Annotated in this window: 21 protein-coding genes and 4 tRNA genes; 4 read left to right on the top strand and 21 right to left on the bottom strand. The window is 48.6% G+C overall.

The features are described from left to right. Positions 1-48 precede the first annotated feature (48 nt). The 4 genes from bamA (at position 49) to ACYVIY_RS00930 (ending at position 5808) form a co-directional block, all read left to right on the top strand. Entirely contained in the window at positions 49-2637 is a 2589-nt protein-coding gene (bamA, locus tag ACYVIY_RS00945) for an outer membrane protein assembly factor BamA (RefSeq protein ID WP_460974363.1), read from the top strand. Positions 2638-2806: 169 nt separating this feature from the next. After that, complete coding sequence (locus tag ACYVIY_RS00940) at positions 2807-3382, top strand: OmpH/Skp family outer membrane protein (RefSeq protein WP_460974362.1); 576 nt, start codon at positions 2807-2809, stop codon at positions 3380-3382. A gap of 19 nt (positions 3383-3401) precedes the next feature. Beyond that, positions 3402-4043 carry an OmpH/Skp family outer membrane protein gene (locus tag ACYVIY_RS00935; protein WP_460974361.1) on the top strand — a complete coding sequence of 214 codons (642 nt, stop codon included), beginning with the start codon at positions 3402-3404 and terminating at the stop codon, positions 4041-4043. 199 nt (positions 4044-4242) lie between these two features. Further along, positions 4243-5808 (top strand): hypothetical protein, encoded by a 1566-nt coding sequence (locus ACYVIY_RS00930; RefSeq protein ID WP_460974360.1) that lies wholly within the window; start codon positions 4243-4245, stop codon positions 5806-5808. 80 nt (positions 5809-5888) lie between these two features. On the opposite strand, the gene ACYVIY_RS00925 is transcribed toward ACYVIY_RS00930, so the two are convergent. The 21 genes from ACYVIY_RS00925 to mnmC2 form a co-directional block, all read right to left on the bottom strand. Further along, positions 5889-6761: an aldose 1-epimerase family protein gene (locus tag ACYVIY_RS00925; protein ID WP_460974359.1), complete on the bottom strand. Its 873-nt coding sequence runs from the start codon at positions 6759-6761 to the stop codon at positions 5889-5891. 81 nt (positions 6762-6842) lie between these two features. Continuing rightward, positions 6843-7310 carry a 30S ribosomal protein S7 gene (rpsG, locus tag ACYVIY_RS00920; protein WP_460974358.1) on the bottom strand — a complete coding sequence of 156 codons (468 nt, stop codon included), beginning with the start codon at positions 7308-7310 and terminating at the stop codon, positions 6843-6845. Positions 7311-7386: 76 nt separating this feature from the next. Then, positions 7387-7812 (bottom strand): 30S ribosomal protein S12, encoded by a 426-nt coding sequence (gene rpsL / locus ACYVIY_RS00915; protein WP_381523172.1) that lies wholly within the window; start codon positions 7810-7812, stop codon positions 7387-7389. 142 nt (positions 7813-7954) lie between these two features. Continuing rightward, positions 7955-8278, bottom strand: a complete 324-nt coding sequence (locus tag ACYVIY_RS00910; RefSeq protein ID WP_460974357.1) for a DUF3467 domain-containing protein — start codon at positions 8276-8278, stop codon at positions 7955-7957. Positions 8279-8365: 87 nt separating this feature from the next. After that, on the bottom strand, positions 8366-12736 hold the full coding sequence (rpoC, locus tag ACYVIY_RS00905) for a DNA-directed RNA polymerase subunit beta' (protein WP_460974356.1): 4371 nt from the start codon (positions 12734-12736) through the stop codon (positions 8366-8368). 109 nt (positions 12737-12845) lie between these two features. Continuing rightward, positions 12846-16715: a DNA-directed RNA polymerase subunit beta gene (rpoB, locus tag ACYVIY_RS00900; RefSeq protein WP_460974355.1), complete on the bottom strand. Its 3870-nt coding sequence runs from the start codon at positions 16713-16715 to the stop codon at positions 12846-12848. Positions 16716-16964: 249 nt separating this feature from the next. Further along, positions 16965-17351 carry a 50S ribosomal protein L7/L12 gene (gene rplL, locus ACYVIY_RS00895; protein ID WP_460974354.1) on the bottom strand — a complete coding sequence of 129 codons (387 nt, stop codon included), beginning with the start codon at positions 17349-17351 and terminating at the stop codon, positions 16965-16967. Between the two features lie 53 nt (positions 17352-17404). Next, positions 17405-17938 (bottom strand): 50S ribosomal protein L10, encoded by a 534-nt coding sequence (gene rplJ, locus ACYVIY_RS00890; protein ID WP_460974353.1) that lies wholly within the window; start codon positions 17936-17938, stop codon positions 17405-17407. 3 nt (positions 17939-17941) lie between these two features. Next, a complete protein-coding gene (gene rplA / locus ACYVIY_RS00885) occupies positions 17942-18640 on the bottom strand; it encodes a 50S ribosomal protein L1 (protein ID WP_460974352.1) in 699 nt (232 codons plus the stop codon). A gap of 26 nt (positions 18641-18666) precedes the next feature. Then, on the bottom strand, positions 18667-19110 hold the full coding sequence (rplK, locus tag ACYVIY_RS00880; RefSeq protein WP_381523162.1) for a 50S ribosomal protein L11: 444 nt from the start codon (positions 19108-19110) through the stop codon (positions 18667-18669). Positions 19111-19273: 163 nt separating this feature from the next. Beyond that, a complete protein-coding gene (gene nusG / locus ACYVIY_RS00875) occupies positions 19274-19834 on the bottom strand; it encodes a transcription termination/antitermination protein NusG (RefSeq protein WP_460974351.1) in 561 nt (186 codons plus the stop codon). A gap of 13 nt (positions 19835-19847) precedes the next feature. Beyond that, entirely contained in the window at positions 19848-20039 is a 192-nt protein-coding gene (gene secE, locus ACYVIY_RS00870) for a preprotein translocase subunit SecE (RefSeq protein ID WP_012928967.1), read from the bottom strand. Positions 20040-20057: 18 nt separating this feature from the next. Continuing rightward, positions 20058-20128 (bottom strand) — tRNA-Trp (locus ACYVIY_RS00865). Between the two features lie 125 nt (positions 20129-20253). Continuing rightward, entirely contained in the window at positions 20254-21441 is a 1188-nt protein-coding gene (gene tuf, locus ACYVIY_RS00860; RefSeq protein WP_460974350.1) for an elongation factor Tu, read from the bottom strand. 140 nt (positions 21442-21581) lie between these two features. Then, positions 21582-21653 (bottom strand) — tRNA-Thr (locus ACYVIY_RS00855). Positions 21654-21680: 27 nt separating this feature from the next. Further along, positions 21681-21753 (bottom strand) — tRNA-Gly (locus ACYVIY_RS00850). 7 nt (positions 21754-21760) lie between these two features. Beyond that, positions 21761-21846: transfer RNA gene (locus ACYVIY_RS00845), tRNA-Tyr, on the bottom strand. Between the two features lie 174 nt (positions 21847-22020). After that, positions 22021-22539 (bottom strand): YqhG/Tai3 family protein, encoded by a 519-nt coding sequence (locus tag ACYVIY_RS00840; RefSeq protein WP_460974349.1) that lies wholly within the window; start codon positions 22537-22539, stop codon positions 22021-22023. A 115-nt stretch (positions 22540-22654) separates the two neighbouring features. Further along, positions 22655-24742: a M13 family metallopeptidase gene (locus tag ACYVIY_RS00835; protein ID WP_460974348.1), complete on the bottom strand. Its 2088-nt coding sequence runs from the start codon at positions 24740-24742 to the stop codon at positions 22655-22657. Positions 24743-24897: 155 nt separating this feature from the next. After that, complete coding sequence (locus ACYVIY_RS00830) at positions 24898-25491, bottom strand: thioredoxin family protein (RefSeq protein ID WP_460974347.1); 594 nt, start codon at positions 25489-25491, stop codon at positions 24898-24900. Positions 25492-25575: 84 nt separating this feature from the next. Beyond that, the gene (gene mnmC2 / locus ACYVIY_RS00825) at positions 25576-26253 is read right to left on the bottom strand and encodes a tRNA (5-methylaminomethyl-2-thiouridine)(34)-methyltransferase MnmC2 (protein ID WP_460974346.1); all 678 of its coding nucleotides are present in this window, start codon (positions 26251-26253) and stop codon (positions 25576-25578) included. Between the last annotated feature and the right edge of the window lie 82 nt (positions 26254-26335).

The following is a 26335-nucleotide window of genomic DNA, read 5'->3' as shown; positions in this document are numbered from 1 at the left end:
TAAGTCGATAAAGAATCCGCCCAATCAACGATTAACACGTACCACAACTTGGAACACCGTATAAAAGTCATTTTAGGAGCAGTTCTGTTGCTCCTGGCCCTGTTTCCTGCTCAGGCACAGGTACGCGTCGGCGTCGGACGAGGTACCGACCTATCTACCGACTCGAACGAGCTGTTGAATTATGCCAGTCCCAAAGAATACGAGATCACTGGCTTAACCATTACGGGCACTCGTTACCTCGACCCAAATTCGCTGGTTTCTTTGTCAGGCCTGAAAATAGGCGACAAAGTTCGGCTCCCCGGCGAAGCGAACGGCTCATCGGTACGTAAGCTGATGGAGTCAGGTCTGCTCGACGATGTTGAGTTATTTGCTACGCCATCGGGCGAAGGAAAAGTAGCGCTGATGTTCCGGGTGCGCGAACGGCCCCGGCTGTACAAGGTTAGTTTTCTCGGCGTTAAAAAAGGCGAGCAGGACCAGTTAAAAGATAAGGTAAAGCTGAACCTGGGTAAGATCGTTACCAATACCATCACGAAGAATACGCAGCTGGCCGTCCGGAAGTTTTTCGTTGATAAGGGCTTCCTGAATACAAAGGTTAAGATTACCACCATACCCGACAGCGCCCGGAACAACGCAACCATGCGCGTGCTGGTCGACAAAGGACAGAAGGTAAAAATTGCCAAGATTACCTTTGAAGGCCTTGAGGAGGTCGAGGAATCAGCCGTTCGGATGAAGATGAAGAGCACCAAAGAAAAGCGCTTTGGCCGTCTGTTCAGTCCGTCGAAGTTCGTGCCTAAAAAGTACGAAGAAGATAAGCTGAAACTGATTGAATACTACAACAAGCTTGGCTACCGCGACGCCATGATCGAGAGCGATACCGTTATCAATACGGGTAGCGATGCTATTTCGCTCAATATCAACGTTAACGAAGGCCGGAAATACTACTACCGCAATATCGACTTCTCGGGCAATTATCTGTATAAGGCCGACCGGCTCCGGGAGGTTTTGGGCATTGCCAAAGGCGACGTATATAACCCGGAAGATTTAGAGAAAAAGCTAAATGGAAATCCAGGACAGGATCTGAGTTCGCTGTACATGGACGACGGCTATCTGTACTACAACGCGCAGCCTGTTGAGAAAGCGATTGACGGCGACTCGATTGATCTTGAAGTACGTATTTTCGAAGGCAAGCAGGCGACAATTAACCGGATTATCCTGAACGGGAATACGAAAACCAGCGACCACGTAGTGATGCGTACCATCCGGACGCTGCCTGGTCAGAAGTTCTCAAAAACCAATTTGATCCGGACGCAACGTGAATTAGCGACCCTCGGTTATTTCGATCCTGAAAAAATTGGGATTAACCCCGTGCCGCAAAACGACGGTACAGTTGATATTGAATACAGCGTTGAAGAGAAACCTTCCGACCAGATTGAACTCTCGGGTGGCTGGGGTGGCTACGTCGGCTTTGTCGGTACGCTCGGCTTAACGTTCAATAACTTCTCGGCCCGCAACATTCCGAACTTCAGCGCCTGGCGTCCGCTGCCGGCCGGTGATGGTCAGCGCGTACAACTGCGCTTCCAGGCGAACGGCGCGCAGTACCAGGTGTACTCGTTATCGTTTACCGAACCCTGGCTGGGCGGTCGTAAGCCCAATGCCTTATCGGTAAGCGCGAGCCACACGGTCTATAAGACGTTCTACGACCCACTTGACCCATACAGCATTTATAGAAGCTTGCAAGGTCGTACACCAACCGGATCGTATACCAACACAGCAATAACAATTGGTCTGGGTCGGCAGTTGAAGGTACCCGATGACTTCTTTACGTTAAGCCATTCGTTGTCATTCCAGCGGTACGATCTGAACAACCTCGACTTGTTCTACATCGGCTATAAAGACGGAATCTCGAACAACATTACGCTCAATACGACCATTGCCCGGAACAGCATCGACAATCCCCAGTTTCCACGTTCTGGTTCGTCGTTCAGCTTAAGTGGTTCGTTTACGCCACCCTATTCAGCGTTTAAGACGGCGACAACCACTCCCGAAAAGCCGGAGGATAAATACAAGTTTGTGGAGTATCACAAATGGATGTTTGACGCCAGCTGGTTCCAGACGGTATTCGGTAAGCTGGTCTTGAATACACGAGCCCACATGGGCTTCCTGGGCAGCTATAACAAACGTACCAACATCGGTCCGTTCGAGCGCTTTGTGTTAGGTGGATCAGGCCTGGCCGGTCAGGGACAGTTTGCGCTCGCTCAGGACATCATTGGCTTACGCGGGTATGACGATCGTAGCGTGTATACTGCCGACTACGATCGGGCTGTGGATGCCAACTCACGCAGCCAGGGCGGTGTGGTGTACAACAAGTTTGTTGCCGAACTACGTTACCCCGTTTCGCTGAACCCATCCGCCACCATCTTCGTGCTGGGCTTCCTCGAAGCCGGTAACAACTGGGGTACCTATAAGCAGTATAATCCGTTTGACCTGAAACGGTCGGCTGGTTTCGGTGCCCGTATTTTCATGCCTGCTTTCGGACTGATTGGGATTGACTACGGCTACGGCTTCGACAAGATTCCGGGCGTTAAAGACAAAGCGGCAGGCCAGTTCCACTTTACGATTGGCCAGCAGTTCAGATAAGATTAGCGACGGCCCGAACGTTCTTACCAAAACAAATTGGTGAAAAGTCCTGATTTTGTTAAGAACTCATTAAACGTTCGGGTCGTTTTTTAATCAAATTACTAAAAGCGGCACGGCGAAGATTCAAACTGACAATCAATCACTTCCCGTAAAAATTAGACGGCTAATAATGAAAAAAGCCTTATTTTTTGTACTTTTGTGTGCCGTTTGGCTGACGACTCCCGCAAGAGCGCAGAAGTTTGGATACGTAGACACCGAGTTCATTTTCAGCAAGATGCCCGAGTACCAAAAGGCATTGAGCGAGATTGATAAGTTTACGGACAAATGGTCGAAAGACATTCAGGATAAGTACGTTGACCTCGAGAAAATGCAGCGCGCTTATCAGGCCGAAGAGATTCTGCTTACTGAAGAGATGAAGCGCGAACGGCAACGTGTTCTTAGCGATAAAGAGCGCGAAGCACGGGATTATAATAACAAGGTATTTGGCTATCAGGGCTTACTTTTTGAGAAAAAGAAAGAACTGATGAAGGCTCCGATGGAGCTGGTGAACCGGGCGATTGAGAAAGTGTCTTTGCAAAAAAAATTAGACTTTATGTTCGATAAGGCGTCTGATTTTGTTATGCTCTACACAAATCCAAGACACGACTACACGGATTACGTCATGGAGGAATTGGGCTTAGACGCAGCCAGTAAGCCTACGGCGGGAAATAATCCGGCAAACAAAGCAACCACAAAACCGAAGTAATACAAACAATCTATTTCAAATGAAGAAAAACCTCGTCATGGCGTTTGCTGCAGCCCTCTTGTTGGGCGGTTTAAACGCACAGGCACAAGCCCCGACCCCAACGACGCCTGCCACAACCGCAGCCGGCCCGCTGAAGTTAGGCTATACCAATATTGATTACGTCCTGGCTCAAACCCCAGAAGCTAAAGATATTCAGAACCAGCTGACAATTCAGCGTACGCAGTCAGAAAATGAACTGAAGCGGATGACGAAAGAGCTGGAAGACAAATACGGTGCTTACGAAAAAGGCGCAGCCCAAATGTCGGACGTAATTCGCAAAGACCGCGAAACGGAATTGCAGGGTTTGCAAACTCGTATTCAGGAGTTTGGCCGTACGGCGGAGCAATCGCTGCAGACCAAATATCAGCAGTTAGTGAACCCAGTGGTGCAGAAGATTCAGAAGGCGATTGATGCCGTGGCTAAAGACAATGGCTATCAGTACGTTTTCAACCTCGATGCCGGTGCGAATACCATTCCTATTCTGTTAGTAGCTCCTGAAGAGAACAACATCACGGAGTTAGTTTTGAAGAAGTTAGGTATTGATCCTGCTAAGGCAGCCACAACTACGGCTAACAAGCCAGCTACCACCGGAGGCAGCACTCCAGCTCCCAAGAAGAACTAGTTTTAATTTGTTATCTGGAAAAGCCCCTCTACCCGGAGGGGCTTTTTGTTTAGAGTGACCTAGAAAAAAGATAATTTTGTAGGCAGAAAGTGAGGTTTTAACTAAGAAAAAAACAAATTACAGCGTCTATACCTCTGCCTGTAAAATCTTAGCCTTACTTTTACGTTCTTCAAAACAGACCACTATCAGATCATTGCCTATGACCCGAATTGCCGGTAGTGTCATGTATTTGCTGATTAATATACTTAGTTTCAGCAGTAATGCACAAGAGTCAAAATCAATTCAGCTCGTTTTTCCTACGCAACCAAACTGGAATGTTATTCCTGAAGGTAGTGCAATCCGGTTCGATATAAAAGCGGTGGGTGCCCCTGGCGATACGCTCCGGTTTTCGCTCAGTTCTGATAAGCAGGAGAACATGCATTTAGACTCTTTGGGTCATTTTAGCTGGACGCCCAGCTATGACCTGGCCGATCGCATTAATACGACTAAAATCTGCCCTGTAATTTTTGAGGTACGTAACCAACGTGGTCAATCGGCTTCACAAACCATTGATTTTAAGATTCTGCACGTTAACCGGCCGCCTACCATTGGCGAACTACGTCCGTTCTACGTACGGTACCGCACGCAGAATACGTATAAGATGGACGCCCAGATGGTTCGTGATGATGACGGGGACCCCATCGTATTTATTCCTATCGTCGATCAGATGCCCGAGGGTAGTAAACTTACTTCGCAGGGCGAATTCAGCTGGTTGCTATCCCAGAATCAATTTAACCGGTTAAAACAGGTTAATTCACAGTACATCGAGTTTTGGGTAGAAGATCAGCCATCAAAAGCGCGTACTAAAGGCCGCTTGAAAGTTGAGATCACTCAGATGGATTTGCCGCCCGATATCGCCGTAATACCGAAAGAAACGCATTACCGGCTGCGCGAGAACGCCACGGTTAACCTGAAGTTTTACTTGTCTGATCCGAACGGTGACGACGACGTAACAGCCTTTGGTTTTTTGTCGGACAATCAGCAAATCCCCAAAACAGCCTTAGTCAAGAATACCGAGAATCAGTACGAATTTATCTGGCAACCGGGCTACGACTTTGTTAAAGACCCTTATGACTCGTTAAGTACTCAGATAACGTTCTACGTATTGGATAAGGCACAGAACCGCGAGGAACGTCGAATCACCTTTACGGTGTTTAATACGGTAAATGAAGCCGAAAAAGACCGGTATCTATACACTCAATATCGACAACTACTGGTGCAGGCCTGGGGACTGGTTCAGCAGTTAAGCGAGAAAGAAGAACAGCTTAAACACGATTACAAAAAAGCAAAAAGCGGTAAGCGTAACCGGTCGGTGGCCAACGCGTCGCTGGGGGCAATTACGGGTGTCGCGCCGGTTGTCAATCCGGAGCAATCGAAATATGTATCTGCCGTTGGTGGTACTGCGGTGCTGACCATGGGGACGCTCGAAGCCACCGAAGTGATCGGGAAGTCGATGAAGGAGTTGATGGACCGCTACAATTACGTATTAGGCAAGCGTAACGAACTACAGAACAAAGGTGACGTATTCTCGCGTGAATTCTCGCTTAAATCCTCCCGACGTAGTGGCGAATTTGTGAAGAAGCTTGATGATTTCCGTAACTCGATGAGTTTGAGCGGTCTGGTGGCCTTAGAGCTGGATGCGAACTGGCAAAGCAAGAAAGAAGCAACCGACAAGGCTATTAAACGAACGTTTAAAGACTTTGTGCCTTTGGAAGAAACCCAGTAGATAACCTCGCTGAATACATAAGAAGGCCTGCTATAAATTGTATAGCAGGCCTTCTTTTTATCATTGCAGCAACGTAACAGTTAGCCAATCGAAATGACAAACGTCGCTTCAAATACGCTATCTTGTTCAACGTGTTGGATAGCTTCTTTCTTTTCTATTGGAAGTTGAGGCCCTTCACTATCAGCGCAACCTAACCAGGGTTCAATGCACACAAACGAGGCACCTGGTTTAGCCCATACGCCTAAATACGGGAACCCACTAAATGCAACCGTTACAGCTTGTGCATGTTTGTCGCTGCGGATGGAGACACGCTGAGACGATAAATTCTTAAAGACCAGCGCATCCTGATCAAACAAATGCTTTGTTAATCGAAGCCGGTTACCTGATTCAGTAGGTACAGATTTAACATCGCCCGTGAAGTAACCACCCGACGAAAGCATGTGCGTTGCTAACGCTTCGGGCTTGTCAAACTCAAGATAATAATCTTCATAGGTATCACCAGCTTGAAACGGTACCGCAAAAGCGGGATGAGCACCTACCGAAAAGAACATGGTTTTGTTATCCTCGTTTAGAATCCGGTACGTAACACTCAAACTTGAGCCGGATAGCTCATAAATGATCTGGAACAGAAACTTGTACGGATACACCGCATACGTAGTGTCATTCGATCGTAGCGAAAAAACCGCGTGCGTACCGGTTGATTCAGTAATCTCAAAAACCGAATGGCGTCCAAATCCGTGGCGTTCCATCGGGTATGGGTTCCCATCTATAAGTAGTTGGTTGTTTAAAAGTCCGCCAACCACCGGAAACAGGTTTGGAGCATGCCAGGGCCAGACGCTCGGATCAGCCTGCCATAGATGTTCTATTCCAGCTATTTTGTCAAAGATTGACGTTAGTTCAGCTCCTTTAGGCTGTACAGCGATACGAAGAAGGTCGTTTTCCAGAGTTACCATAGCTTGACAACAACAAAAGCCACCCAATGTTGAGTGGCTTTTATGAATTTGTTGATCACCGGGACTTTGATCAGATGGTAATTAGAACCGGAAGTGCGAGAACGCCTTGTTGGCTTCGGCCATACGGTGCGTATCGTCTTTCTTCTTCACAGCGGCACCCTCCCCTTTCGAGGCAGCGATGATCTCAGCTGCTAAGCGGTCAACCATTGTTTTTTCGCCCCGCGAACGAGCATACCGGATCAGCCATTTCATGCCTACCGCGACCTTCCGGTCTGCCCGTACTTCGGTTGGCACCTGGAAGGTAGCTCCACCAACGCGACGGCTTTTTACTTCAACCGATGGCATTACGTTGTTTAACGCTTTTTTCCATGTATCCAGACCACTTTCGCTCGTGCGTTTTGCTACCACGTCAAGTGCATCGTAGAAGATACCGTACGCCAGGCTCTTTTTGCCTTCGTACATCAGGTTGTTTACAAATTTGGTTACGAGAACCTCCTTGTATTTAGGATCAGGTAATACGTAACGCTTGGGCGGTTTCGCCTTTCTCATGATTGCTTCAGATTTTTGATCTTACTCTGAACGCAGCCCACTTTACACAAGTGTTCCAACGCCCAGTTAAATTAAATTACTTCTTTTTACCGCCTTTTGCTGGCGCACCTTTACCGGCTGGAGCCTGACCTGGTTTTGGACGCTTCGCGCCGTATTTCGAGCGGCTTTGCAGACGACCGTTTACACCAGCCGTATCCAGAGCACCCCGTACGATGTGATAGCGAACACCCGGCAGATCCTTAACCCGGCCACCGCGAATCAGCACGATTGAGTGCTCTTGCAGGTTGTGGCCTTCGCCTGGAATGTAGGCGTTTACTTCTTTCTGGTTCGTTAAACGAACCCGAGCAACTTTCCGAAGCGCCGAGTTCGGCTTCTTCGGCGTCGTTGTGTACACACGCGTACACACACCCCGACGTTGTGGGCAGGCATCTAAAGCCGGCGATTTCGACTTGAATTCAAGCTTTTCGCGGCCTTTACGCACCAATTGTTGTATGGTAGGCATTTTAAATTTGTTTACAAAAAAATAGTCTTCCCGAATTTTGAGGTGCAAAGATAAGAAAAAGTCCGTTAATAGCCAAGCTTATAGCCTATTTACGCAGGGGTTATGCTTTATTGAAACTGATCAAAACAGGAACTATGATGTACTAAGCCTGACCAACTGGTCCACTAAAACCGCCCCCTGGAAAGCGGAACGTATTATTGGGTTCGTTAATGCCACCGTAAGCTTCCTCATACCGGCTTACGTTTTCTTTTAGAGCCTCCAATAAGCGCTTTGCATGTTCAGGCGTAAGGATAATACGGGCTTTTACTTTTGCTTTTGGCACACCTGGCATCAACCGGATGAAATCTAAAATAAACTCACTGTTTGAGTGAGCAATCATAGCCAGATTCGCGTAAACGCCTTCGGCGATTTCTTCGCTCAACTCAACGTCAATCGAACCTTCTGGATTTTGTTGTTCTGATTGCATAAAAAAGGTTTTTAAACAAAGGTATGGCTATGAAAACGCCCCAACCAACTTGGCTGGGGCGTTTGGCATGTATTTGAGCTAACACAATTAAACAGTAGCCCGTTTCTTAGTGCGGGCAAATTGTTCGCGAGACTCGGTGATGGTATCCAACTCCTCTTTCGAACCTACAATCGAGCCTTGGTAGCGTCGAATACCGGTTCCGGCAGGAATCAGGTGCCCAACAATTACGTTCTCTTTCAATCCATCGAGCGTATCACGCTTTCCACGAATCGACGCTTCGCTCAACACCTTCGTTGTTTCCTGGAAGGAAGCAGCTGAGATAAAGCTATCCGTACCCAGCGATGATTGCGTAATACCCATCAGCGTTGGCTGAGATACGGCAGCCATGGCGTCACGAACAGTCACAAGGGCCATATCACGACGTTTCAGGCTTGAGTTCTCATCACGCAGCTGACGGCTCGTCACGATCATACCGGGTTTGAAGTTGGTCGAGTCACCAGCGTCCATAACCACTTTGGCGTCAAGCACCTTGTCGTTTTCTTCGCGGAACGCCCACTTATCGACAACTTGTCCTTCAAGGAAATTGGTATCACCTGAGTCGATGATTTCAACTTTCTGCATCATCTGGCGCACGATGGCTTCGATGTGCTTATCATTGATTTTTACCCCTTGCAGGCGGTATACTTCCTGAATTTCGTTTACCAGATACTCCTGAACCGCGGTTGGACCTTTGATGGCCAGAATGTCACTTGGCGTAATGGCACCGTCAGACAACGGAGCACCAGCCCGTACGAAGTCATTGTCCTGGACAAGGATGAACTTCGACAGCGGCACCAGATACTTCTTTCTCGTACCGTCTTTCGACTCGATGAAGATCTCACGGTTACCACGCTTGATCGTACCGTACGTAACAACACCGTCAATTTCACTGACAACGGCAGGGTTCGACGGGTTACGAGCTTCGAACAACTCCGTTACCCGTGGCAGACCACCCGTGATGTCACGAGTCTTACCAACGTTACGAGGGATCTTCGCCAGCGGTTGACCCGCTTTGATCGATTGTCCTTCTTTTACGACCAGACGTGAGCCAACCGGTAAGTTGTAGCTCTTCTGCAGCTTGCCACTCGCATCAGCGTCAGGCAAGTGCAGCGCTAAGGTCGTCGTGCCTTGTACAACGATAGCCGGGTTCTTCGCTTTGTCGCGGCTTTCAATGATCACCATTTCCTGGAAGCCCGTCTGTTCGTCGAACTCTTCACGATAGGTAATGCCGTCTTCAATCGCGTCGAACGTCAACGTACCTGTCAATTCAGATAGGATAACGGCGTTATAGGGATCCCAGGCGCAAATATCGTCGCCTTTCTTCACCATATCGCCATCCTTCACCCGCAGGAATGCACCGTAAGGCACGTTATTACTGATCAGGACTACGTTGCGGTCGTTCGGGTTCACAATCCGAACTTCACCCGAGCGGCCCATAACGACCGTCTGTGGGTTGCCTTCGTTATCTTCCGACTCAACCGTCCGCATTTCTTCGAACTCGATCAGACCATCAAATTTCGCCTTGATAGACGCATCAACCGCGATGTTAGAAGCCGTACCACCAACGTGGAACGTACGTAGCGTTAACTGCGTACCGGGCTCACCAATCGACTGCGAAGCAATTACACCAACTGCTTCACCAATGTCGACCATGCGACCTGAGGCCAGGTTACGACCGTAGCACTTGGCGCAAACACCCTGCCGCGATTCGCACGTCAATACCGAACGAATTTCGACTGTTTCGATGCTCGTTTCGTCGATACGGGCGGCTACCTCTTCGGTTACTAGTTCACCAGAACCAATAATCAGGACGGGCTTGCCGTTTTCGTCTTTTTCGAGCGGATCGTATATGTCGTGAACCGTTGTCCGACCGAGAATACGCTCAGACAGTGGCTCAACAATATCTTCATTATCTTTCAGCGCCGACACTTGCAGGCCACGTAACGTGCCACAATCATCTTCGCTGATAATGACATCCTGCGCTACGTCGTGCAGACGGCGGGTCAGGTAACCAGCATCGGCCGTTTTCAGAGCCGTATCGGCCAGACCTTTCCGGGCACCGTGGGTTGAGATGAAGTACTCCAATACGTCGAGACCTTCTTTGAAGTTCGACAGGATTGGGTTTTCGATAATCTCACCAACTGAACCTTGCAGGTTTTTCTGCGGCTTAGCCATCAGACCACGCATACCACCCAACTGACGAATCTGCTCACGGGAACCACGGGCACCCGAGTGCATCATCATGTAGATTGAGTTGAAACCACCCTGATCGGCTTCAAGCTGCTTCATCAGCGTCTCGGTCAACCGGGAGTTCACCCGCGTCCAGATATCGATAACTTGGTTGTAGCGCTCGTTTTCGGTGATAAGACCCATCAGGTAGTTATCCCATACGCCTTGTACCTCGGCTTTCGCTTCCTCAACGAGTCCTTGTTTTGCATCAGGAATCATTACGTCGCTCAGACCAATAGACAAGCCACCTCTAAACGCCATCTGGAACCCTAGTTCTTTGATTTCGTCCAGGAATTGAGCAGTCCGTGCTCCACCCGAGATTTTGAAGATAAGTGCAATGATTTGTTGCAGCTTTTTCTTCGTCAGCAGTTCGTTGATATAACCAACTTCTTCCGGTACAGCCTGATTGAACAACAACCGACCCGCTACTGTGTCAATTACTTTCTCAACCAGCTCGCCGTTTTCGTCCCGGACTTTCACCCGGCACTTGATATTGGCGTGCTTAGAAACTTTACCTTCATTGATACCGATGATTACCTCTTCGGCACCATAGAACGTCATACCTTCACCGGCAATTGGATATTCAGGTGTGCTCTTACGTCCTTTCGTTACGTAATATAGCCCTAACACCATGTCCTGCGATGGTACCGTGATCGGCGCACCGTTGGCAGGGTTAAGAATATTGTGCGACGCAAGCATCAGCAGCGAAGCTTCAAGCACAGCCTCCTGGCCCAGCGGCACGTGAACGGCCATCTGGTCACCGTCAAAGTCAGCGTTGAAAGCTGTACAAACGAGTGGGTGAAGCTGGATAGCTTTACCTTCAATCAGCTTCGGCTGGAAAGCCTGAATACCTAAACGGTGCAGCGTTGGAGCCCGGTTCAGCAGAACTGGGTGACCTTTCAGCACGTTTTCGAGAATATCCCAGATAACAGGATCTTTCCGGTCCACGATTTTCTTCGCCGACTTCACTGTTTTGACGATACCCCGCTCGATGAGCTTGCGGATAACAAACGGCTTGAATAGCTCAGCCGCCATGTCTTTTGGCAAACCACACTCGTGCAGTTTCAATTCAGGACCAACCACGATAACCGAACGACCTGAGTAGTCAACACGCTTACCCAGCAAGTTCTGCCGGAAACGGCCTTGCTTACCCTTCAGCATGTCGGATAACGACTTCAGCGCCCGGTTACCTTCCGAACGAACGGCGTTTACCTTCCGCGAGTTGTCGAACAGCGAATCGACAGCTTCCTGCAACATCCGCTTCTCGTTACGCAGAATTACTTCTGGCGCTTTGATCTCGATCAGACGCTTCAAACGGTTGTTCCGGATGATTACCCGACGATACAGGTCATTCAAATCGGACGTAGCAAACCGACCTCCATCCAATGGGACGAGTGGACGAAGTTCGGGTGGAATAACGGGTACCATTTTGATCACCATCCACTCAGGACGGTTTTCAATCCGGCCGTTTGCCTCCCGGAATGCTTCTACTACTTTTAACCGCTTCAACGCTTCCGCTTTACGTTGCTGTGACGTATCGGTAGCCGCTGCGTGACGTAGTGAGTATGACAACTCATCTAACTGCACACGCGACAGCAACATCTCTAACGCTTCCGCCCCCATCTTCGCGATGAATTTGTTAGGGTCTTTGTCGTCCAGATGCTGGTTCGTACTCGGCAGTTTGTCGATTATATCGAGGTACTCGTCCTCCGTTAAGAAGTCGAGCTGGTTAATGCCATCTTCAGCTTTAACACCTGGCTGAACAACTACGTAGCGTTCGTAGTAGATCACCTGGTCAAGCTTCTTGGTCGAAAGACCTAAGAGATAGCCAATTTTGTTGGGCAAGCTCCGGAAGTACCAGATGTGCGCAACGGGTACCACCAGTTCGATGTGCCCCATACGCTCCCGGCGTACCTTTTTCTCGGTAACTTCCACGCCACAACGGTCACAGATGATGCCTTTGTAACGGATACGCTTGTATTTACCACAGTGACATTCCCAGTCCTTTACAGGCCCAAAGATGCGCTCACAAAACAAGCCACCCATCTCAGGTTTGTAAGTCCGGTAGTTGATTGTCTCCGGCTGTGTCACCTCGCCGTAGGAACTCTCCAAAATAGACTCGGGCGATGCCAGGCTGATTGTCACGCTCTGGAAGTCGCTATTGAGTTTTTTGTTCTTTTTGAACGACATTGGTTGGAGATTATAGGTTAAAACGAGAAGTGAGAAGGCAAGGGTAAGAAGCGAAAAGTTTCTGCTGACGCACGACTTCTCATTTCTTACTCCTCGCTTCTAACCTCTATTATTCAAGTGTAATTTCAAGTGCTAAACCGCGCAACTCGTGAACAAGTACGTTGAACGACTCAGGAATATTCGGCTTCGGCAGGTTTTCACCTTTCACAATCGCTTCGTATGCCTTGGCACGACCAACTACGTCATCGGATTTAACCGTCAAGATTTCTTGCAGGATGTTTGATGCTCCGAAAGCCTCCAACGCCCACACTTCCATCTCACCGAACCGTTGACCACCAAACTGTGCTTTACCACCCAACGGTTGCTGCGTAATAAGCGAGTATGGTCCAATCGAACGGGCGTGCATCTTGTCATCAACTAAGTGGCCCAGTTTGAGCATATAGATGATACCGACCGTTACCGGTTGATCGAACCGTTCACCCGTCAGACCGTTGTACAGATACGTCCGGCCGAACGACGGCAAGCCAGCGGCATTCAATTCATCCGCAACCTGCTGCTCCGTTGCTCCGTCGAAGATCGGTGTTGCGTACTTCCGGTCGAGTTTCTGACCGGCCCACGCCAATACCGTTTCATAGATCTGGCCAAGGTTCATCCGGGACGGTACGCCAAGCGGATTCAATACGATGTCAACTTTGGTTCCATCTTCCAGGAACGGCATGTCTTCATCCCGTACAATCCGGGCAACAACCCCTTTGTTTCCGTGACGACCGGCCATCTTATCACCCACTTTCAGCTTACGCTTCTTGGCGATGTACACTTTGGCCAGTTTCACGATACCAGCAGGTAGTTCGTCACCTACTTCGAGCGTGAAGCGCTCCCGCTTAAACCGACCAGTGATTTCGCTCCGACGATTGTTGTAGTTTTTCACCAACTGAACAATCATGTGATTGAGCTTATCGTCGTCTGTCCAGCCGTCGAGGTTGAGATCAATCAGCAGGTTCGCTTCTTCCGGAACGGCGTAGCCGCTTTCGTCGCGATAAGGGTTCCGATCAGGAAAAAGGTTATCCGTAATGTTCTTACGGTTAAACTTCACGCCTTTGCTAACAATGTCATCGCCAAACTTATGCTTGACGCCCTGGCTTGTTTTACCGTCAAGTAACGTAACCAGTTTCTCAATCATCCGGGCACGGAAGTCGTTCAGCTCACGACCGTACTTCTTCATCAACGACTTCACCTCGTCTTTGTGCTTACCACGATCCTCTTTAGCCGGACGGGCAAACAACTTGGTATCGATAACGACACCCTTTAAGGACGGTGGTGCTTTCTTGGATGCATCTTTTACGTCGCCAGCCTTATCACCGAAGATGGCACGAAGCAGTTTTTCTTCTGGAGTCGGATCACTTTCTCCTTTCGGTGTGATCTTGCCAATCAGAATATCACCTTCTTTAACTTCAGTACCTACTCGTACGATACCATTCTCATCCAGGTTACGAACCGTCTCTTCGCTTACGTTCGGAATTTCAGAGGTTAACTCCTCTTCGCCCCGCTTCGTATCCCGTACTTCCAGTTCAAACTCTTCAATGTGAATCGAGGTAAAGATATCTTCACGTACGACACGCTCAGAAATCACGATGGCATCCTCGAAGTTATACCCCTGCCAAGGCATGAAGGCGACCTTCATGTTCCGGCCGAGCGCTAACTCACCAGCCTGGGTAGCGTAGCCTTCGCAGAGTACATCACCTTTTTTCACCTTCTGACCTTTCAGGACAGTTGGTTTCAGGTTGATGCAGGTATCCTGGTTCGTCCGGCGGAATTTGATCAGATTATACGTCTTCCGTTCTTCATCGAACGTAACGGCCATCTGGTCGTCATCAAGCTCATACCGTACCACAATTTTAGTTGAGTCAACAAACTCAATTACTCCGTCAGCTTCGGCAATAACCAGCGTCCGTGAATCAACAGCAACACGGCCTTCCAAACCTGTACCGACAATCGGCGCTTCAGGACGGAGCAGCGGCACTGCCTGACGTTGCATGTTCGAGCCCATGAGCGCCCGGTTAGCATCGTCGTGTTCAAGGAACGGAATCATGGAAGCTGCCACCGACACAATCTGGTTCGGCGCAATGTCCATGAACGTAACGTTCGTAGGCTCGGCCATTGGAAAGTCGCCCTCGAAACGAGCTTTCAAGCGGTCGACCTGGAAGTTACCACCTTTATCGATACCGGCATTTGCCTGGGCGATATAATGGGTATCTTCTTCCTCAGCCGTCAGATACATCACCGGCTTATCCATCGATACCTTCCCGTTTTCGATGATCCGGTATGGCGTTTCGATGAAGCCCATGCTGTTGATTTTGGCATAGACGCACAATGAAGAAATCAGACCAATGTTCGGACCTTCCGGGGTTTCGATCGTACACAACCGACCGTAGTGGGTATAGTGTACGTCACGAACTTCAAAGCCCGCCCGTTCGCGCGACAGACCACCCGGTCCCAGTGCCGACATACGACGCTTGTGCGTCACTTCAGCCAGCGGGTTGGTTTGGTCCATAAACTGCGACAGCTGGTTCGTACCAAAGAACGAGTTGATAACCGACGACAACGTACGAGCGTTGATCAGGTCAACCGGTTTGAAATCTTCGTTATCCCGTACGTTCATCCGTTCTTTGATGGTCCGAGCCATACGAGCCAGACCAACGCCAAACTGAGCGTATAGCTGTTCACCTACAGTCCGGACACGCCGGTTGCTAAGGTGATCAATATCATCGACAACCGCTTTCGAGTTAATCAGACCAATCAAGTACTTCACAATCGACACAATGTCTTCTGTGGTTAGTACCTTCATATCCGACGAAATATCGAGACCGAGCTTTTTATTAATCCGATACCGACCTACATCACCAAGGTCATAACGCTTGTCCGAGAAGAACAGACTCTGAATAATTTCACGAGCTGTTTGTTCGTCTGGCGCATCCGCGTTACGTAACTGCCGATAAATTTGCTCCACAGCCTCTTTTTCAGAGTTAGAGCTATCTTTCTGCAGGGTGTTATAAATAATGTTATAATCAGCCATGTTCATATCTTCCTTATGCAGGATGACTGATTTCTGGCCCGATTCTGTAATCACGTCAATGTCGTCTGCCGTAATCGCTGAGTCACGCTCAAGCAATACCTCATTCCGGCTGATCGAAACTACCTCGCCCGTATCCTCGTCCACAAAGTCTTCTGTCCACGTGCGCAGCACCCGAGCCGCCAACCGACGGCCGATCGCTTTTTTCAGATTCGCTGGCGTAGCTGGAACTTCCTCCGACAAACCAAACAGGTCGAGAATGTCTTTATCAGATCCAAACCCAATGGCACGTAACAGCGTCGTTACCGGAAATTTCTTCTTCCGGTCGATATACGCATACATAACATTGTTTACATCCGTCGAGAACTCAATCCAAGATCCCTTGAATGGAATGATCCGAGCCGAGTATAGTTTTGTACCATTCGTGTGCTTGCTCATCGAGAAAAACACACCTGGCGAACGGTGTAACTGCGAAACAATCACCCGCTCAGCTCCGTTAATGACGAACGAGCCTTTCTCGGTCATGTACGGAATGTTACCCAAGAATACCTCCTGCTCAATCGTTTCAAAATCCTCGTTGTCAGGATCATTATTCGACAGACGCAATTTGGCTTTCAAAGGCACAGAATAAGTCAACCCCCGATCAATGGATTCGTCAACCGAATATTTCGGTGGGTCAACTGAATAATCGATGAACTCCAGCTTAAAATTCTCGCGGGAGTCAGAAATAGGAAAGTTTTCCTGAAACACCTTGAACAGCCCTTCCTCCGAACGTTGGTTCGAAGGGGTATCAAGCTGGAAAAAATCTTTGAAGGATTTTACCTGAATATCCAGAAAATCCGGATATTCAATCACTGGCTGAATCGTCGCAAAATTTTTGCGCGTACTGATTTTCGCGTTTGTAGCCAAGATTGTACTCTGTTTAGTTGCGTAACCGATTCTTAATGAGTGCGTTGCGAAGAGTTGCTACGGCGCTCGGACTAAGCGGCTATTCAGACCCCAGGCGTCACCCAACCCAAGGGGCGTAAATAGACAACGTAAGTCAATAAAAATAAGTTTGTCTTTTGCAAGGGCATAGACAAAAAAGTCTCCAAACAGGAAAAGACCAGACGTTGGTCTGGCCTCCCCTGCCTGGAGTGATATGCGATAAGCAATTGCTTACTTCACTTCAACTTCAGCGCCAGCTTCTTCAAGCTGCTTGCGCAGTGCTTCTGCTTCGTCTTTAGCAACGCCTTCTTTTACAGGTTTTGGTGCGCCGTCAACCAGTTCTTTCGCTTCTTTCAGGCCCAGACCTGTCAGATCTTTAACCAGTTTAACAACCGCTAGTTTACCAGCACCCGGCGCTTTCAAGATCACGTCGAATGAGGTTTTTTCAGCAGCAGCCGGAGCAGCATCACCACCACCTGCGGCACCACCAGCTACCATTACGGGAGCGGCAGCAGCCGGCTCGATTCCGTATTCATCCTTCAGGATAGCAGCCAGTTCGTTTACTTCTTTAACCGTTAGGCTTACAAGCTGCTCAGCGAACGCTTTCAAATCTGCCATTGTAGTATTTTAATTTGATTGTTATACGATGTTGAAAATTATACGTCGGATAATTAAGCTGCTTCCTCGCGCTCCGACAACGTTTTGAGGATACCGGCCAGTTTGTTGCCACCACCTTGCAACGCCGAAATAACGTTTTTGGCAGGTGATTGCAGCAGGCCGATAATTTCGCCGATCAATTCCTGCTTGCTCTTCAATGCGATGAGCGTATCCAGTTGATCGGCACCAATAAACAGGCTGTAATCAATAGAAGCAGCCTTTAATTGCAACTTATCGTTCGTTCTGCGGAACTCTTTGATAAGCTGCGCCGGTGCTTTGCCATTTTCAGGGTGAAACATCACCGCTGACTGACCGTGCAGCACCGCATCGTTAAACGGCGTATAATCCGTATCAAGGGTTTCGAGCGCTTTTTTGATGAATGAATTTTTCACCACTTTGTACTCGATGCCCCGTTCAAAACACATCCGACGGAGATCGTTGGTTTCAGCAACCGTCATGCCATTGGCTTCCGTGATGTAGAAGAAGGGAGTAGACTGAAACTTTTCAGTCAATTCCTCAATAATTGCTCCTTTGTCCTCGCGCTTCATGGCTTAAATTCCGGCAACTGTGCCTTTATCAATCGTAACTCCCGGACTCATCGTGCTCGACAGGTTGATCGTCTTAACGTATGTACCTTTAGCCGAAGAAGGCTTCAGACGCATTAACGTAGAAATAATCTCCTGCGCGTTCTCAGCCAGTTTTTCCGGCGTAAACGATACTTTACCAATACTGGTGTGAATAATACCGGTTTTATCAACTTTAAAGTCAATTTTACCAGCCTTCACCTCACGAACTGCTTTACCAACTTCTGGCGTTACCGTACCCGATTTTGGGTTTGGCATCAAACCACGAGGTCCCAATACTTTACCCAAACGACCAACTTTAGCCATTACGTTCGGCATCGTGATGATCACGTCAACGTCCGTCCAGCCTTGTTCAATCTTCTGAATATAATCGTCGAGACCTACGAAGTCAGCTCCTGCTTCTTTCGCTTCGTTTTCTTTATCCGGCGTGCAAAGCACCAGAACGCGAACCGTCTTTCCTGTACCATGCGGCAATGTGGCAACACCACGTACCATTTGGTCAGCTTTGCGCGGGTCAACGCCTAACCGAACGTCAATATCCACAGAAGCGTCGAATTTAGTGAACGAAATCTCTTTCAGAATCTCAGCAGCTTGTTGCAGCGAGTATTCTTTAGAGGCATCGTACTTCGATTGCGCTTCTTTTTGTTTTTTCGTTAACTTAGCCATCTCTGTGTTTGCTTCGGCAAGTCTGATTAAATCTCGAAAGGCGCAGTGCCTGTCACCGTGATACCCATACTGCGAGCCGTGCCGGCCACCTGCTTCATTGCAGACTCTACCGTAAACGCGTTCAAATCGGGCATCTTCGTTTCCGCGATTGTCCGAACTTGATCCCACGATACAGAGCCAACTTTGTTCCGGTTTGGTTGAGCAGATCCGCCTTTCAGCTTAGCCGCTTCCATCAGCAGAATTGGTGCCGGTGGCGTTTTGATGACGAAATCAAAGGACTTGTCCTTGTAGTACGTTATCAAAACCGGCAAAACCATCCCCATTTTATCCTGCGTACGGCCGTTAAACTGCTTACAGAATTCCATGATATTTAAACCTTTGGAACCCAGCGCCGGACCGATCGGAGGAGAAGGGTTAGCCTGCCCGCCTTTGACTTGCAGCTTTACGTAGCCACCTACTTCTTTTGCCATTGTCTGAATAATTTACGACCGCCTGAGCGGCCCTACTCTGATTTCTGATTACGGTTTAGTAGTCACATCGTAAACCGCAACCATTGACCATCAATTCAATTCCGGTCATTTGTCCTCTAAGGGAAGCAAAGAACGCCTGACCAACTGAAAGCTAACTGGAAGATTAGCTTTCTTTTTCTACTTGTGCGTAACTGAGTTCTACCGGAGTACTCCGGCCAAATATCTTCACAACGACGTTTAATTTCTTACGGTCGTCGAATACTTCTTCTACTGTACCGATGAAGCCACCAAAGGGGCCATCAACTACTTTTACAGACTCACCTTTCAGATAAGCAACAGTCGGGGTTGCTACCTCCTGAGTTTCCTCGTCAACCTTACCTAATATCCGGTTTACCTCGGCCTGACGTAAAGGAACTGGAACCTTAGATGTTGTTCCAGCCTGCGAGTTTCCTAAGAAACCTAACACACCTGGCATATTCAGAATCAAGTCAAGCGCACGGTTATTGCCTAAGTCAGCCGAGATTAAGATATAGCCAGGAAAAAACGATTTTTCCCGAACGCGCTTTTTGCCATTGCGCATTTCATATACTTTTTCCGCCGGAATTAATACCTGCGGAATAATCTCATCCAACTTTTGCCGTATAATCTCGTTATCAAGATAGGATTTGATTTTCTTCTCTTGTCCAGAGACCGCCCGAATGACGTACCACTGTATGCCGCTCATGTTTGTTATTGCTTTAGAATGACTGATAGAACGCGTTCAGTCCGTTCTCAAACACCAAATCGATTAGCCCGACTAATAGCGCAAAAATCAGCGATGCTACTAGTACCAGCGTTGAGCTGGATTGTAGATCGCTGAATTTGGGCCAAGTCACGTTGTGCTGAACTTCCTCCCAGGAGGCCTTCAGAAACGAGATAAACTTGTCCATTGTTAAGTAAGGGATTTGCACGGGTGGAGAGATTCGAACTCCCATCAACGGTTTTGGAGACCGCTATTCTACCCTTGAACTACACCCGTATCGGAATACTGTTTTAAAAAAAGTCCGTCACGGCGTGCCTCCGAAACGGACTGCAAAATTACGAAATAATATCAAAAAACAAGTGCATTCCTCGAAAGAAATGCACTTGTTTTGAATTACTTACTTAATCAAGGATCTCCGTTACCTGACCAGCGCCTACGGTACGGCCACCTTCACGAATAGCGAAGCGAAGACCTTTCTCCATAGCGATTTTGTTGATCAGCGTTACGTCGATCGTGATGTTATCACCTGGCATCACCATTTCAACGTTAGCAGGAAGAGCGATCTCACCCGTTACGTCGGTGGTGCGGAAATAGAACTGAGGACGGTACTTGTTGAAGAATGGGGTGTGACGACCGCCTTCTTCTTTCGACAATACGTAAACCTCAGCTTTGAACTTCATGTGAGGAGTTACCGAACCAGGCTTGCAAATAACCATACCACGACGGATATCGGTTTTTTCAATACCACGGAGCAGCAGACCTACGTTGTCACCGGCTTCGCCACGGTCCAGAATTTTCCGGAACATTTCAACACCTGTTACAACTGACTTCAGGTTTTCAGCACCCATACCCAGGATTTCAACTGGTTCGCCCGAGTTGATAACACCCCGCTCGATACGACCCGTAGCAACTGTACCACGACCCGTGATCGAGAATACGTCTTCCACCGGCATCAGGAACGGAAGATCCGTCTGACGAGGAGGTAATGGGATGAAGCTGTCAACAGCATCCATCAACTCTTCAATGGTTTTAACCCATTTGTCGTCGCCGTTCAGGCCACCAAGAGCCGAACCTTGAATAACTGGAATATTGTCACCGTCGAAGTTGTAGAAGCTCAACAGTTCGCGGATTTCCATTTCTACAAGTTCGAGCAACTCTGGATCGTCCACCATGTCCACTTTGTTCATGAACACAACGAGCTGAGGTACACCTACCTGACGGGCGAGCAGGATGTGCTCACGAGTCTGTGGCATAGGACCGTCCGTTGCAGCTACCACGAGGATAGCACCGTCCATTTGAGCAGCACCCGTTACCATGTTTTTCACATAGTCAGCGTGGCCTGGGCAGTCAACGTGCGCATAGTGACGGTTGGCTGTCGCGTACTCAACGTGTGATGTATTGATGGTGATACCACGCTCTTTTTCTTCTGGAGCGTTGTCAATCGAGGAGAAGTCCCGAATTGCGGCCAGACCCTTTTCGGCCAGCACTTTCGTAATGGCAGCCGTCAGCGTCGTTTTACCGTGGTCAACGTGACCAATCGTACCGATGTTTACGTGCGGTTTCGAGCGGTCAAAATTCTCTTTTGCCATGTTTTTAAAACGCTATTGTGAACTGTTGTTTGTTTTTGGATTAACTCGCTGAACGTCAGTCAAGCCGTCCGAAATTACGCCCAAACAGCGTGACCAGGATACGGCTTTAATACGCAAAAAGACTTCACGAAGAAGTCTTGAGCCGTTACGGGGACTTGAACCCCGGACCTCTTCCTTACCAAGGAAGTGCTCTACCGCTGAGCTATAACGGCTTGTTTTTAACAGTGTGTAATCAACTGAGCGGAAGACGGGTCTCGAACCCGCAACCTATAGCTTGGAAGGCTATCGCTCTACCAATTGAGCTACTTCCGCTTTTTATTGGTGGGGAGTGGAGGATTCGAACCTCCGAAGGCGTACGCCAGCAGATTTACAGTCTGATCCATTTGGCCACTCTGGAAACTCCCCAAAAATCACTGTTAAAGAACAATTTCCGCTCCCTTGTCGGGTTTGGAGTTGCAAAATTACACGCTTTTACGGTGTTGTCAACAGCTAGGTTGAAAATAATTTAAGGAAGCAGGCTAAATCATTTAGAACCAGTGCAGAAACTTAAGAAGGGAAGGCATTTACAGAACTAGCATATCATTGGAGCAGCTCCGTTAATCGCTTACCATCTGGATATAACATGTCCGTTATACGCCAGCGACCGTCTTGTTGCTGCATTTCGCATTGGAGTTCAACAGGCTTTCCTTCGCGGTTGAACGTGACAAACACAACAGCTTTTTTGCCAGCTACGTTAGCGGGCAATACCCAAGCTTTTTCAACGGCTTTATCGGGCGCATTAAACAGTAAATCAGCTTTTAACGGCTTCGTACTTTCCCAGATCAGATCCGCCGTTGGTTTTGCAAAGAACTGGTCAACAAGGGCGCGGTCTTTTGTTTCTTTAAACGGATTTTCTTTTTTCCTATGCTCAAAGTAAAGGGCTCTTACCAACCGATCCGCAGCCGATCTAGGAGCCTCCGGAGAAGGCCGTTTTGTAAGCAGAGCGACGCTGTCAACTTCTTCGGTTGGCGTGGTAGCCGTTGTTTCTGTTTTTGATGTTGTCTGACAGGCGAAGCTGCTTGCGAGTAGGATGGTACTAGCTAGTTTTAAGAAGTTCATGACATTTTATCGGTGTTTAGGTTGAGTGGGCAATCTACTAAAATTAGCTCCACAAAACAGAAGAGCCGTATCTACGTGATAGATACGGCTCTTCCAAGTATTCGTTACGTCTGCATTACCAGACCTTTATTCGGTCTTCCGGCTTCTTGTACATTTTATCGCCGGGCTGAATATTAAAGGCTTGATACCAGGCATTTATGTTAGACAGAGGCCCGTTGCACCGATAGATGCCTGGTGCGTGTGGATCGGTCATGATCAACTGCGCCTGCGTTTCAGGCAATACGTTGATTCGCCATATCTGTGCCCAAGATAAAAAGAAGCGTTGGTCGGGCGTGAAGCCATCAATCATGGCTTTTTTCGCATTGGCTTTGCCTTGTGCTGTCTTCTTGAACGCGTCGTAAGCAATTGCCAATCCACCTAAATCAGCTAAGTTTTCGCCTAGTGTCAGTTGGCCATTGACTTTGATCGAGTCAAGTACTTTGAAGCCGAAGAACTGCTCTTTCACCTGATCGGCCCGCTTCTTGAAATTATCAGCATCCGACTTCGTCCACCAGTCACGTAACGTACCATCGGCATCGTACTGACGGCCCGAATCGTCGAAGCCATGTGTCATCTCGTGACCGATAACTGCACCGATGCCACCGTAGTTAACCGCATCATCGGCGTCGAAGTCGAAGAACGGGAACTGTAGAATAGCTGCCGGGAATGCAATCTCGTTGTTTACGGGATTGTAATACGCATTAACCGTTGGAGGTGTCATACCCCACTCCGTCCGATCGACCGGCTTACCCAGGCGATTGATCATGTAGTTATATTGCCATTTGCTGGCTGACTTAACGTTTCCGTAGAAATCATTCCGAGCAATCGCAACACCTTCGTAATTTTTCCACTTATCCGGATAGCCAATTTTCCGTTTAAACGAGGTGAGTTTCGTTAGAGCACGCTTTTTCGTATCCTCACTCATCCAATCCAGATTTTTGATGTGCTCCTTATACGAGGCTTCCAGGTTATCAACCAGCGTTAACATGCGCTGCTTGGCTTCAGGTTTGAAGTAGCGCTGCACGTACAACTGTCCAAGCAGGTCACCCAGCGATCCGTCGATCAGCCCGCTGATACGTTGCCAGCGCGGTGTCTGTTCTTTCTGACCAGTAAGAACTTTAGAGAAGGCAAAGTTTTGCTTAACAAATGCATCACTTAAGTACGGAGCCGATCCTTTGAGGATATTCCAGCGCATGTACGTCCGTAGGTCTTCGATGGGCGTAGCCGCGACTAAACTATCCAACGAGCGGAAAAACGTTGGGCTTTGTACCAACACTGTATCTTGCCCCTTAGCGCCGTATTTCGTCAGTTGATCCGCCCAGTTGATGCCGGGTGTTTGCTGGCTGAAATTAGCGACCGTTAACTTGTTGTAGGTCTTATAGGGATCGCGCAGTTCAACACGGGCCATCTGCGCTTTGGCCAGTGCTGTCTCAACCCGCATGATCACGTCCGCATCCTGGGAAGCTTGCGAGGGTTCTTCACCAATCAGCGCAAACATTTTGGTCAGGTGATCGCGGTACGCTTCCCGGATTTTCTGACTACGCGCATCATTCTTCAGGTAATAATCACGATCGGGCAGCGTAGTACCGCCCTGACTGAGCTGGGGCAGATATTTGCTTACGTTTTTGCGATCCTGCGCGACAAAGAAGCCAAACAGCATCCCGTTACCCTGCGAACGCTGATACGCTAACTCGTCCAGAAATGCAGGCTTGTTATTAACCTTCTCGATTCGGGCCAGCTCGGGTTTGATCGGATCAAAGCCCCGTTTCTCGATCGTTACGCTGTCCATACCGCTGACGTAGTAATCGCCAACCATCTGGTACAGACGGCCTTTGGTCGTGGTTTTTGATGCATCTTCGAGCAGCGACTTCATAGCGTCCAGACTCTTATCGCGTAGTTCGTTGAAGCTGCCCCAGGACGTTTTCGACGCGGGTATAGCGTTCTGACGGAGCCAGTTCCCGTTGGCGTATTGATAGAAGTTGTCGCCCGGCTTTACCGACACGTCCATGTTTTGCGGGTCGATGAACTTGCGCGGGTCGGCTTTCAGGCGAGCGCTTGGCCGTGACCGATTTATGGGGTCATCGGTTGTTTTCTTCGGCGGGGTGGCAGCCGTCAGGCTTACCGACACAGCAATTGCCGACAGAAAAATTAGTTGTTGATTCATGTACTTGTACCAGTTGGGGTAATTGAAGGCTACAAAAATACTTATCTTCTTGCATTTATACGAACGAATAACGCGGGTCGGACAGACTTACCAGTATAAAACGATTAGCTGTTTTACTGGTGAGCCTGTCGACCCGCGTTGCTGGTATTGTTACGTTATTTACTGGCTTTCAGAGCAGCCTGATACTGCTTGGTGTATGTACCCGATTTGTATTGATCGAAGGGTTCTTTCTGGTGATAATCATTTCCGAAATACGTAATGATCTGATGGAACGTACGAGGTTCGAGATACCCCGGAATCGGTTGAATTAAATTGAATTTTTCGTCCATAAACACCGTGGTCGGGTAGCTCAACTGGTTTTTCATGAGTGCAGCGGCCAGTTCCTGAACGCCCCGCCCGTTTGCGCTGCTCATGTATTTAAACGTTTGTTTGCCTAACGTGATGTCGCCCGGCTGTTCGGCATTGAGCCGTACCGCGTAATAGTTTTCGTTAACGTAATCGACAATAGCCGGCTTCGAGAACGTTTCCCGATCCATCACCTTACACCAGCCGCACCAATCGGTATATACATCAATAACAAATTTCTTAGGTTTCTTCTGGGTCAAGGCATAGGCCTGCTGGACGGTTAACCAATTGATATGTTTGGTTTCGGCAGGAGCCTTCACAAATGACTCCGTTGGCAGCGTTGTACGGAAGGCGCTGATTGTGACGATCACAAACGCAGCAAAGAAGAGAAGCAGACGGTTCATACGCGGTTGAGGTTACCGATGCAGTTGTTTCGTTTATAACGTACAGTCGTCAATAAAATTAAGCCGAAGCCGCTAAAATGTAATTTATCCGTCAGTCCGACGGACAGCCCGGATTATATCACGCTTGTGCGGAGGTCCCGGGTGTTTTTCGACCGTTAAGCCAGCCGACCGCATGTTTCGTTGCACGTAGCTCTTGGAGCAGTACGTAGTCAGTATACCGTTAGGAAGCAATAAGTTTGCCATTTGCCGAAAAATCGGCTCTTCCCAAAGCTCAGGCTGCGCCGTTGGCGCGAAGGCGTCAAAATAAATCAGATGAAACAGCTCGTCGAGTTGAAGCTCCTGTAGGCTACTTTCTAGTTTGGTGAAGGTCATATACAGGTTGATTTCGACCGGTACGTTCCAGGACGATTCGTGCAGCTTCGTCAGATAATCCGTGCCAAGCATAGCGTCGTAGTTAAGTTGTCGGGCGTCGGCTATAGGCATTGGGTAAGCGTCGACCGCTACGTAGTGAACAGGCTGCTGGTATTTTTCGGCTTCGCGTGCTGTCAGCAACGCGTTTAGGCCAGTGCCGAATCCCATTTCAAATACGCGCAACGGCTGATCCTGAAATTTCTCGAACGCGTCCAGGAGGCCTAACTCAATGTACACACGCTGCGATTCCTGATAGGCTCCGTGGATTGAATGGTATGTTTTATCGAGCGTTTGATTGACGGCGGTATGTGAGCCATCGGCCGTAAGGACCAAACGGACGTCTGCTTTCATAATCTATCGGTTTTGGGCTAATTTTGCCTCCAGGTAATGCATAACTGGTAAGCGATGCGACGTACTGTCTCCTCGCGGTCGA

The organism is Spirosoma knui (assembly GCF_054780635.1).
This window is presented reverse-complemented; position numbering and strand designations above follow the sequence as displayed.

What these genes read in the sequence shown, in the direction of transcription:
- ACYVIY_RS00935 (WP_460974361.1), top strand. Translation starts at nt 3,402, where the DNA reads ATGAAGAAAAACCTCGTCATGGCGTTTGCTGCAGCCCTCTTGTTGGGC.
- rpsL (WP_381523172.1), bottom strand. Translation starts at nt 7,812, where the DNA reads ATGCCTACCATACAACAATTGGTGCGTAAAGGCCGCGAAAAGCTTGAA.
- rpsG (WP_460974358.1), bottom strand. Translation starts at nt 7,310, where the DNA reads ATGAGAAAGGCGAAACCGCCCAAGCGTTACGTATTACCTGATCCTAAA.
- ACYVIY_RS00940 (WP_460974362.1), top strand. Translation starts at nt 2,807, where the DNA reads ATGAAAAAAGCCTTATTTTTTGTACTTTTGTGTGCCGTTTGGCTGACG.
- rpoC (WP_460974356.1), bottom strand. Translation starts at nt 12,736, where the DNA reads ATGTCGTTCAAAAAGAACAAAAAACTCAATAGCGACTTCCAGAGCGTG.
- rplA (WP_460974352.1), bottom strand. Translation starts at nt 18,640, where the DNA reads ATGGCTAAGTTAACGAAAAAACAAAAAGAAGCGCAATCGAAGTACGAT.
- ACYVIY_RS00910 (WP_460974357.1), bottom strand. Translation starts at nt 8,278, where the DNA reads ATGCAATCAGAACAACAAAATCCAGAAGGTTCGATTGACGTTGAGTTG.
- ACYVIY_RS00835 (WP_460974348.1), bottom strand. Translation starts at nt 24,742, where the DNA reads ATGAATCAACAACTAATTTTTCTGTCGGCAATTGCTGTGTCGGTAAGC.
- rplL (WP_460974354.1), bottom strand. Translation starts at nt 17,351, where the DNA reads ATGGCAGATTTGAAAGCGTTCGCTGAGCAGCTTGTAAGCCTAACGGTT.
- ACYVIY_RS00925 (WP_460974359.1), bottom strand. Translation starts at nt 6,761, where the DNA reads ATGGTAACTCTGGAAAACGACCTTCTTCGTATCGCTGTACAGCCTAAA.
- ACYVIY_RS00930 (WP_460974360.1), top strand. Translation starts at nt 4,243, where the DNA reads ATGACCCGAATTGCCGGTAGTGTCATGTATTTGCTGATTAATATACTT.
- rplK (WP_381523162.1), bottom strand. Translation starts at nt 19,110, where the DNA reads ATGGCAAAAGAAGTAGGTGGCTACGTAAAGCTGCAAGTCAAAGGCGGG.
- rplJ (WP_460974353.1), bottom strand. Translation starts at nt 17,938, where the DNA reads ATGAAGCGCGAGGACAAAGGAGCAATTATTGAGGAATTGACTGAAAAG.
- mnmC2 (WP_460974346.1), bottom strand. Translation starts at nt 26,253, where the DNA reads ATGAAAGCAGACGTCCGTTTGGTCCTTACGGCCGATGGCTCACATACC.
- nusG (WP_460974351.1), bottom strand. Translation starts at nt 19,834, where the DNA reads ATGAGCGGCATACAGTGGTACGTCATTCGGGCGGTCTCTGGACAAGAG.
- secE (WP_012928967.1), bottom strand. Translation starts at nt 20,039, where the DNA reads ATGGACAAGTTTATCTCGTTTCTGAAGGCCTCCTGGGAGGAAGTTCAG.
- ACYVIY_RS00830 (WP_460974347.1), bottom strand. Translation starts at nt 25,491, where the DNA reads ATGAACCGTCTGCTTCTCTTCTTTGCTGCGTTTGTGATCGTCACAATC.
- ACYVIY_RS00840 (WP_460974349.1), bottom strand. Translation starts at nt 22,539, where the DNA reads ATGAACTTCTTAAAACTAGCTAGTACCATCCTACTCGCAAGCAGCTTC.
- tuf (WP_460974350.1), bottom strand. Translation starts at nt 21,441, where the DNA reads ATGGCAAAAGAGAATTTTGACCGCTCGAAACCGCACGTAAACATCGGT.